This is a genomic window from Paenibacillus aestuarii (assembly GCF_027789125.1).
Classification (GTDB): Bacteria; Bacillota; Bacilli; order Paenibacillales; family NBRC-103111; genus Paenibacillus_E; species Paenibacillus_E aestuarii.
This window is the reverse complement of the sequence record NZ_JAQFVF010000052.1, coordinates 1-4,345: the sequence shown is the minus strand read 5'-3', so window position 1 is coordinate 4,345 and position 4,345 is coordinate 1. Positions and strand designations below refer to the sequence as shown.

The following is a 4,345-nucleotide window of genomic DNA, read 5'->3' as shown; positions in this document are numbered from 1 at the left end:
GTACTTTGCTTACGATTTCTTGAAAAAGATGAAATAGACGGAGACAAACACCGCAACTATTCCGATGTTGACGATTAGCCGGGTCGCAAAGTGATGTCTTAAGTAAAGTATATCGACACTCACGATAACGGCGATCATCACCACAATGAACAGCACTCGAAACAGGTTCCCTGTCATTTCACTCATCCTCTCAGAGATATCTACCGTTGCTTCCTGCGTTTACGCCACCGTTACCTGAAGATAGGATGCAGTTGCATCGTTCAGGTCATCCTTTGTAACCCTCACAACCTTCTTATTAAGCCCTTAAATAGAATGAATATGATCGGTTTTATTGTACCATATATTGGAACTAACCTGCCCTTTAGTTTTAATAAAAACGTAGGAGTTGCCGCGAAGCAAACTCCTCAATTATGGTTATTATTGAACGTGGCCTAAATATGAAATTTTATTAATATATCCGTGCCGGCACCCAATCGTTTGCCGGGTTGTCACCAATTTCCTCGATCTCGTCGAGTGTCTCATTAATAAGATAAAGCGCTCCGTGACGGTGTGCCAGGTGGTCTTCAGTAATAAATGGACCTGTCGGTGTTACCTCGATCGTTTGGCCGGCGTATAATAACGCTATTTGTTTTATCGTTTCGATTGCTTCAATGTCGCCCGTGAGTCCGTCTATGGTCCACGATACGGAAATGCCACGATCATTTAACTTACCGTGTACTGTGAAACTGTTCATTCTTCACTCTCCGATATTGCGTATTATTTTCGTTCAACTATCGTGTCCGTTAGCTCAATGATCTAGTCTTGATCTATGGTACGGTTCTCCGTCTTTCTGATCTTGTCACGGACAGCAAATGAACCGATTATTCACTTTCGTTACCGCTTGTTACTGCTTCAGCAGCCTCATAACAAAACCAGTCTGCATCGATATAACCCTGCTCGCTCTCACTGTTATAACAGTATAACCCGATTCGATCTCCCCTGTAATCCCCCCATCCCAGCTGATAGACTCCTCCAAAGCTTGTAAAATGCATCCCATCGACGCTATATTCGAATCGGTTAATTCCGTCTATGTTCCAGACAGATCTTAACCAAATGGTAGAAACCCTTAATTGCGGTCCCAGCTCAATCGTACCCGAATTGTTATACTTCAGAACCCTCGTTCCCTTCCGCTGTTGAACGCCAATCGTGCAATAGGTTTGTGCAAAATGGCAAAGACCCGCTTCTTGTTCGTCAACCATGCCGCTTACATCTATTTTTGCGGTTGCAGTATTGTGAACGGTTCTAAACGCTCTTTGTGAAATGATGTTGCTTACGGTAAAAAAATTGTCCTTTTCGATGGGACGGCATGCGTACAGACGCAAATAGCTGGGCCGTACCGTTAACGACCATTTGCCGGCTTTCGGTTGATGATTCCATTCCCACTGGGGTCCAAGTACCGGTCTCTCAAAATCGTCATTTGTTGAAAGAACCGTCGTAGGATACCCGTTTATCGGCTTCCTGCCTCCCCATACCATCTCCCCAATTCCGTCGCCGTCCGTATCATTTCCGATTATCGGCCATCCGTCAACCCACGTTACGGGCAGCAAGTTAAGCGTTCTCCCTTCGTAATACCCGCCTGTTCCTTGATGAGAAATGAAATACCATTCCCCTAAGGCCGTCTGAACAAGTCCGCCTTGATTAGGCTCTCGGTCTATTTCGATGCCGTGCGTATGGATAAGCTCCTTTTCCTCATAGGGCTCATAGATATACTTCGATCTTAACATCATGACGACTCTAACGTCCTTACCTTCCTCACAGCGAACCTCACTGTGAAAAAAATAGTAATATCCATCGATTTTGTAGATCTTATTTGCTTCGCTCCCTTTGTACTGATGGATAATCGTATCACTGTCATGCAGCAGCTCTTTGCCATCTTCACTTAGTTTAAACAGATGGATATTATAGTTGTCAGCAAAGTTGGTGGCAACCAAGTACCCTTGTCCGTCATCGTCCCAAAACGAACAACAGTCGTCCCAGCCGCTAACTTCCCAAACTTGATGAAGTGGCTCCCAGGGCCCCGCTGGTTCAGCAGCCGTACTCATAAAAAGTCCTTCATCGGGGGTAAAAAAATAAACCCAGAATTTATTCTTATGGAATCGGATCGAGCCTGCCCAAACTCCTCTACCATAACGGTTCATTCGATCATAATTGTACTCCGGGCCGATAATTGTTAAATCTTTAACGACATGTCCTATTATTCTCCAACTAACAAGATCTTTGGAATGCAGCACCGCCATTCCCGGAGAGCAATGTAAAGTAGAAGAGATACAATAGTAATCCTCACCGACTCTAATGACATCCGGATCGCTATAATCTCCAGGTAAAACAGGATTGATATAGGTACCGTCCCTTTGATCTCCCCAAAAACCACGCTTCGATAACACCTCGTAGTTATCCTGCATATCATCGTTATCCTCTCGTTCGTAAGTGCAATTCCAACACCCAGTCAATTCGTGCTTATTTACATCATTTCCTTCCGGATAACTCCCTCTATGGAGAATCACATAGCTCCTTAATACTCTCGTTTTCTTAGATTTTGACCACAATTACTTCTTTGTAGATAACATTTTAATGGAATGAAGTTGAAGAGGAAGAAATTTATGGGTTGCAGAGGTGCAAAAAAACTCTTCACCTATACCACATGCTGTAAATAGTGGATACTGAGGTAAAGTATGGTTGCACTTTTGGATCTCCACATGGGCTCATGGCGGTCAACCCTCCCACATCTCGCAGAGTCTTCGCTCTCACATTCCTTCATTCAACCTGTCCATGAGGTGGAGGTCAGATATGCTGCCCGACAGGATCTCTTCGTCCGTATGTTAACGCCGTTCCGACTCATCCGTGCTTCTTGTCATCTTCCTTTTGCTTAGGTCATCATCACTGAAAATCGTAATTTATGCAGCTTGTGATCGCTCTTCAAATCGAGGAATATCCTGGATCATCTTTTCTTCACTGAACTCGTGTCCCTTTTTCAATACGCCAAACAGGATTCGTATGAGCTTGTTACATAAAGCGATGAGGGATTGCATCTTTTTCAATGGATTTACCGGTCGTTTCGTGTAGTACTCATGCAAGGTTCGGAATGCTGTATTTTTAGCAACCAGTGGCATCATCACTCTAAAGAGCAAGGCACGAAGGCGCTTCCTACCTCTCTTCGTTATCTTCGTCTGTCCGGTGTGCTTGCCTGAGGAATTCGTTTTTAAGTTCAATCCAGCAAGTTTCGTGATCTGTTTGGGATGACGGTATTGCCGAATGTCACCTACCTCAGCTAGAAAACCCGCGATGGTGTCTCTTCCAATCCCTTTAATGGCCAGTAATTGCTGCACATGCGGGATCTGCCCCAGCAGTTCATCCAATTTCATTTCCAATTCTTCCAGCTTGCTATTAAACCAGTCGTACTGAGTCAGCAGAAGTTTCAGCTCCATTTTAGCTAACTCTGCACCTTGTTGTATGCCCACTGAACAGCTTGCTGCCTCCTTCAGATTCCTTACTCGGCCTAAACCAAGCCCACGCTTGGCAACCTCTCTCAGATGCCGCAGCAGGGTTTCATCTGGTACATCAACAAGTTCATGGGGCAGTAGATAGAGACTTAGCATTTGGATGGCTGACTTGCACTCCCAGTCCTTAAATACCGTCAGAAACTCCGGGAAATACCGGTCTAACCAATTATGGACACGTGCTTGCACAACACAAAGATCAGTCGTCAGGTGATCGCGAATTTTCATCGCTTCTCGCAGTTCGGCATAAACGCCCTGAGGAAGGTTCGGTACGGCATATCTTCCGTCTTTGACCAGTTGCGCAATGACTTTAGCATCCTTGACGTCATTCTTCGTTGGAGAATTGTCATCTAGTTCTTTGCTTTTCTTCACGTGCAGCGGATTCACTACACCGTATTTTACATGCTTTTCTTTTAGAAAATGGGCGAAGTTCAGCCAGTAATGGCCCGTTGGTTCCATCCCAACGATAATGTCCTGGAAGCCTTGCTCTATTGAAATCTTCTGAAACCAGCTTACGAACAACTCAAAGCCTTGTCGATTGTTTTCAAACGTAATGGACTTCCCAAACTCGACTCCGCGGTTGTCTTGGGCTCTCGCTACATGTTTGAATTTTGCAATGTCGACTCCGATAATTAAGGTAGAAGATGTGATTTGATTAATTCTTTCATTTTGAGTAGAATGCATGTTGTAGTCTCCTTGGTTTGTTTTTGGATCCGGTTGCTGGCGAGCGTTCAGGACCCATTAACATTTTACCAAGGAGTCTTTTTATTTCTCAAACCTCGTATTTCTTCATAATAGGAATGCTGCCC

Annotated in this window: 4 protein-coding genes; all 4 read right to left on the bottom strand. The window is 44.5% G+C overall.

The features are described from left to right. Nucleotides 1–9: 9 nt before the first annotated feature. The 4 genes from O9139_RS21395 to O9139_RS21380 all read right to left on the bottom strand — a co-directional run bounded on the left by O9139_RS21395 (nucleotide 10) and on the right by O9139_RS21380 (nucleotide 4,220). Nucleotides 10–177, bottom strand: coding sequence for a hypothetical protein (locus O9139_RS21395; protein WP_270877747.1), 168 nt, complete (start codon nucleotides 175–177; stop codon nucleotides 10–12). A 271-nt stretch (nucleotides 178–448) separates the two neighbouring features. After that, complete coding sequence (locus tag O9139_RS21390; RefSeq protein ID WP_270881474.1) at nucleotides 449–733, bottom strand: hypothetical protein; 285 nt, start codon at nucleotides 731–733, stop codon at nucleotides 449–451. Nucleotides 734–860: 127 nt separating this feature from the next. Continuing rightward, on the bottom strand, nucleotides 861–2,441 hold the full coding sequence (locus O9139_RS21385; RefSeq protein ID WP_270881473.1) for a glycoside hydrolase family 43 protein: 1,581 nt from the start codon (nucleotides 2,439–2,441) through the stop codon (nucleotides 861–863). Nucleotides 2,442–2,933: 492 nt separating this feature from the next. Further along, nucleotides 2,934–4,220: an IS110 family RNA-guided transposase gene (locus tag O9139_RS21380; RefSeq protein ID WP_270877931.1), complete on the bottom strand. Its 1,287-nt coding sequence runs from the start codon at nucleotides 4,218–4,220 to the stop codon at nucleotides 2,934–2,936. Between the last annotated feature and the right edge of the window lie 125 nt (nucleotides 4,221–4,345).